Source organism: Rhizobacter sp. (genome assembly GCF_031412495.1).
GTDB lineage: Bacteria > Pseudomonadota > Gammaproteobacteria > Burkholderiales > Burkholderiaceae_C > Schlegelella_A.
In genome coordinates this window covers 1-3,992 of the sequence record NZ_JANODC010000445.1, presented here as the reverse complement: position 1 = coordinate 3,992, position 3,992 = coordinate 1, and the positions used below count along the sequence as shown (strand labels likewise).

General features: G+C 71.5%; 5 protein-coding genes and 1 pseudogene. 3 read left to right on the top strand and 3 right to left on the bottom strand.

The window, feature by feature from the left end:
- Positions 1 to 370: pseudogene (locus AC30N0_RS16540) on the bottom strand (glucose-6-phosphate isomerase); the annotation flags it as partial.
- A gap of 50 nt (positions 371 to 420) precedes the next feature.
- Here AC30N0_RS16540 and AC30N0_RS16535 point away from each other — a divergent pair.
- Complete coding sequence (locus AC30N0_RS16535) at positions 421 to 786, top strand: beta/gamma crystallin-related protein (protein WP_489518995.1); 366 nt, start codon at positions 421 to 423, stop codon at positions 784 to 786.
- Between the two features lie 24 nt (positions 787 to 810).
- Here the strand turns inward: AC30N0_RS16535 and AC30N0_RS16530 are convergent, their stop codons facing one another.
- Positions 811 to 1,416 carry an isocitrate lyase/phosphoenolpyruvate mutase family protein gene (locus tag AC30N0_RS16530; RefSeq protein WP_489518994.1) on the bottom strand — a complete coding sequence of 202 codons (606 nt, stop codon included), beginning with the start codon at positions 1,414 to 1,416 and terminating at the stop codon, positions 811 to 813.
- A 67-nt stretch (positions 1,417 to 1,483) separates the two neighbouring features.
- Between AC30N0_RS16530 and zwf the strand changes: the two genes are divergently transcribed.
- Positions 1,484 to 2,929, top strand: a complete 1,446-nt coding sequence (zwf, locus tag AC30N0_RS16525) for a glucose-6-phosphate dehydrogenase (RefSeq protein WP_489518993.1) — start codon at positions 1,484 to 1,486, stop codon at positions 2,927 to 2,929.
- A 7-nt stretch (positions 2,930 to 2,936) separates the two neighbouring features.
- Here the strand turns inward: zwf and AC30N0_RS16520 are convergent, their stop codons facing one another.
- Positions 2,937 to 3,128 (bottom strand): hypothetical protein, encoded by a 192-nt coding sequence (locus AC30N0_RS16520; RefSeq protein WP_489518992.1) that lies wholly within the window; start codon positions 3,126 to 3,128, stop codon positions 2,937 to 2,939.
- A gap of 159 nt (positions 3,129 to 3,287) precedes the next feature.
- Between AC30N0_RS16520 and pssA the strand changes: the two genes are divergently transcribed.
- Entirely contained in the window at positions 3,288 to 3,926 is a 639-nt protein-coding gene (gene pssA / locus AC30N0_RS16515; RefSeq protein WP_489518991.1) for a CDP-diacylglycerol--serine O-phosphatidyltransferase, read from the top strand.
- The last annotated feature ends 66 nt before the right edge of the window (positions 3,927 to 3,992 follow it).

Below are 3,992 nucleotides of genomic sequence, written 5' to 3'. Positions count from 1 at the left end.
GCACCTCGGCCGCGAACGGCCCTGCCCCCGGCGGCGCGCGCAACGCCGTGTGCAGGACGGCGCGGCCTTCGGTGCAGTTGATCGCCTCCCCGGCGAGCATCGCGTCGCGGAGCTGCGCCACGCCGCACTCGCGGGAGAGATCGGCCAGGAAGCGCAGCGTCGCTGCATCGACGAGGTTCTTGGACAGGTCGGCAAACACCTCCGGCGCCTCGAACGAGAGCGCTGCATGGCGCCCGGCGTCGCGCGCGAACGCTTCGCGCAGGTCCAGGTCGCGGCCGTGCGCCTGCCAGTGTCCGCGCAGGGCCGCCCAGGCGATGGTCCGGTCGCAGCGCCTGGCCTCTGCACCTACGGACGAGCGAAATGTATCCATGCCAGCATCATGCCGCGAACGACGCATCGATCGCTCGAGGAGGGGACAAGATGACCAGGACATGGAAATTTGTTTTCGGCTGCGCCGCGGTGACGGCGTCGTTCCAGGCTGCCGCGCAGATCCGCTTTTACGAGCACGACAACTTTCGCGGCCGCTCCTTCACGATCGAGCAGCGCCTGGGCGACTTCAGCCGGGCCGGCTTCAACGACCGCGCGTCGTCGGTGATCGTCCGCGGCGGCCGCTGGCTCGTCTGCGACAGCGCGCGCTTTGCCGGCAACTGCGTGACGCTGCGGCCGGGCCGCTACCCGTCGCTGAGCGCGATGGGCCTGAACGACCGCGTCTCGTCGGCACGGCCGGACGACCGTGGCCGCCGCGGTCGCGATCGCGACTGGGACCGCCACGGCACCAGGCCCTGAGCCGCGCGGGACAGGGGCTCGCGGCTAGAGCCGCTCGACGTAGCCGAAGCTGCCGCTGCCGCGCACTTCGTCGGCCGCGGCAGCGACTCCGGCCATGGCCGCCCGCCAGAGCGAGGTGGCCAGGCTGTCGCCGAGGTCCGGCCGGCCGCGCAGGAAGTTCTCGGCCCGCGCGGTCAGCACGAAGCCCGGGAATGGCAGCGACCGCGCCAGCTTCACCGCCGCCTCGACGCGCTGCACCGCGGCATCGAGCGGATAAAGCCCACGCGACTTGTCGCCGGTGTAGTCCTCGATCGATCCGCCCACGAGGCCGCAGGCGCCGGCACGGCGGATGGTCTCGGCGACGTCCGACGGCGTGTCGCCGAAGCCGTTCTCCAGGTCGCCGGACACCGGCAGGTCGGTTGGCGCGGCGATGCCGAGCGCGTGCGCCATCGCCTGGTCGCGGGAGATCTCGCCGTCGCGCCGGCCGAGGACGCCGGCGGCGGCGCCGCTCGAGGTCGCCAGGCATTCGAAGCCCTTCTTCGCCAGGAGGACGGCCGAGCCGGCGTCGAAGGCGTTGGCGATGACGAACGCCCGCGGCCCGTCGTGCAGGGCGCGGAAGCGGGTGGCCTTGCCGGCGAGGGAGGCCGGCATGGGCGGTTGCTAAGTCCTCGCAACGCCCTGCTCGGGTGCGAGACGGCGGCCACGTATCCTGTACCTCATGGCCTTCGACCTCGTTCTCTTCGGCGGCACCGGCGACCTCGCCTGGCGCAAGCTCCTCCCGGCGCTGTTCCAGGCCTTTCGCCACGGCAAGCTGCCCGACGGCGGGCGCATCCTCGCCGTCTCGCGGCAGGAGTTCTCCGACGACGCCTACCGCGGCTGGCTGAAGGAGCGCTTCCAGGAAGTCGAAGGCGCGAAGCGGCCGAGCGACGACGAGTTCGCCCGCTTCGCCGACCTCCTCCACTACCAGCGGCTCGACCTGTCGCACGCGGACGGCTACGCCGCGCTGGCGCGCTGGCTGGCCGGCCGCGCCGCCGACGTCGTGGTCATGTACCTCGCGACCAGCCCGGACCTGTTCCCCACCGTCTGCGCCCGCCTCGGCGAGGCCGGCCTGAACGGCCCGAACGTGCGCGTCGTGCTCGAGAAGCCGCTCGGCCACGACCTGGCCAGCGCACGCGAGATCAACCGCGTCGTCCGCTCGGTGTTCCGCGAGGAGCAGGCTTTCCGCATCGACCACTACCTCGGCAAGCCGTCGGTGCAGAACCTGATGGCGCTGCGCTTCGGCAACGCGCTGTTCGAGCCGCTCTGGCGGCGCGAGTGCATCGCCAACATCCAGATCACTCTCGCCGAGGCGATCGGCGTCGGCACCCGCGGCGACTTCTACAGCCGCACCGGGGCGCTGCGCGACATGGTCCAGAACCATGCCCTGCAGCTGCTGACGATGGTGGCGATGGAGCCGCCGTCGCGCAACAGCGCCGACGCGATCCGCGACGAGAAGCTGAAGGTGCTGCGGTCGCTCAAGGCGTTCACGCCGGAGAGCGTCGGCCGCGACGTCGTGCGCGGGCAGTACCGTTCAGGCAACGGCCAGGTCGAGCCGGTGCCGGCCTTCCTCGACGAGGCGAGCGTGCCGGCGGGCAGCCGCACCGAGACCTTCGTCGCCCTGCGCACCGAGGTGCAGAACTGGCGCTGGGCCGGCGTGCCCTTCTACCTGCGCACCGGCAAGCGCCTGGCGGCGCGCGACGCGCACATCGTCGTCAACTTCCGGCCGACGCCGCACAACATCTTTCCGGGCCAGAACCCGGCCAACAAGCTGATCATCAAGCTGCAGCCGGAAGACGGCCTCGAGCTGCACCTGCTCGCCGCCAAGGGCGCCGGCCAGGTCGAGGCGCTGACGCCGGTGTCGCTCGACCTCGACTTCGACCGGGCCTTCGCCGAGAACCGGGTCGGCGCCTACGAGCGCCTGCTCCTCGACGTGATTGCCGGCCGCCTGAACCTGTTCGTGCGCAGCGACGAGCAGGAAGAGGCCTGGGCCTGGGTCGAGCCGATCCTCGAGGCCTGGCGACGCGACGAAGGCGGGCCACGCCCCTACGCGCCGGGCACCTGGGGCCCGGCCGCGGCGAGCGCGCTGGTCGCGCGCGACGGCTACGCGTGGGACGAGGAAGGCTGAGGAAGCGCTAGTGCGGGTCGAGCCCGCGGATCGGTTTCTCGTCCGGGCCGACCGGGGGGATCTCGACGATCTTGTCCTCGTTCGACTCGTCGCGGAAGGTCGTCGGATGCTGCTCGGTCGCCTTGCGCTCCGAGTCCTTCAGGGCCTCGCGCTGGTCTTCAGGCGGGGCGGCGGCGGGCCGGTCGGTCGATGCGTCCATGATGTGTCTCCGTGTGGGGCCGCGCCGGGGCGACGGCCGTCCCGCAGTAGAGCCCATGGCGAGGGAGGCGGCGGCCCGCCGATCGCCTGTTCGTATGTGGGAATTGACTGGCAGACGGCGCCCGGCCGATGCTGAACACTCGTGCAGGAGGTACACGACATGACGATTGCGACCGCGGATAGGAACCCGAAGCACTTCTCGATGATCCGCGGCTTCCACCTGGCCGACTTCTTCACCCTGGGCAACGCCGCCTGCGGCGTCGCGGCCGTGCTGATGGCGATGCGCTTCCTCGTCTCGCGCGACGTCTCCGACCTGCTCGTCGCCGCGGCCTTCGCTCCGGCCGCCTTCATCTTCGACGTCCTCGACGGCCGCATCGCGCGCTGGCGCCAGACCTCGTCGGCGCTCGGCCGCGAGCTCGACTCGCTCGCCGACGTGATCTCCTTCGGGGTCGCGCCGGCGGCGCTGGCCTTCGCCTGCGGGATCGACGGCGCCTGGGACGCCGCCATCCTCGTCTACTTCGTCTGCTGCGGCGTGTCGCGCCTGGCCCGCTTCAACGTCACCGCCGAGTCGCTCTCCGAAGAGAGCGGCAAGGTGAAGTATTTCGAGGGCACGCCGATCCCGACCAGCGTGGCGCTGACGGCCGTGCTCGCCTGGGCGGCTTGGCAGGGCCGGATCGGCGATCAGCTGCCGGGCGGCGCCTGGTCCCTGCTCGGCGGCCAGCTGCACCCGCTGGCCCTGATGTTCGCGCTCTCCGGGACCCTGATGATCAGCAAGACCCTGCGCATCCCCAAGTTCTGAGCGCGCCGCGGGGGGCACGCTGCGCTAGGGCTGCAGCTTCCAGGCCCCGTTCTCGATCTTCACCAT

What these genes read in the sequence shown, in the direction of transcription:
- zwf (WP_489518993.1), top strand. Translation starts at nt 1,484, where the DNA reads ATGGCCTTCGACCTCGTTCTCTTCGGCGGCACCGGCGACCTCGCCTGG.
- AC30N0_RS16535 (WP_489518995.1), top strand. Translation starts at nt 421, where the DNA reads ATGACCAGGACATGGAAATTTGTTTTCGGCTGCGCCGCGGTGACGGCG.
- AC30N0_RS16520 (WP_489518992.1), bottom strand. Translation starts at nt 3,128, where the DNA reads ATGGACGCATCGACCGACCGGCCCGCCGCCGCCCCGCCTGAAGACCAG.
- AC30N0_RS16530 (WP_489518994.1), bottom strand. Translation starts at nt 1,416, where the DNA reads ATGCCGGCCTCCCTCGCCGGCAAGGCCACCCGCTTCCGCGCCCTGCAC.
- pssA (WP_489518991.1), top strand. Translation starts at nt 3,288, where the DNA reads ATGACGATTGCGACCGCGGATAGGAACCCGAAGCACTTCTCGATGATC.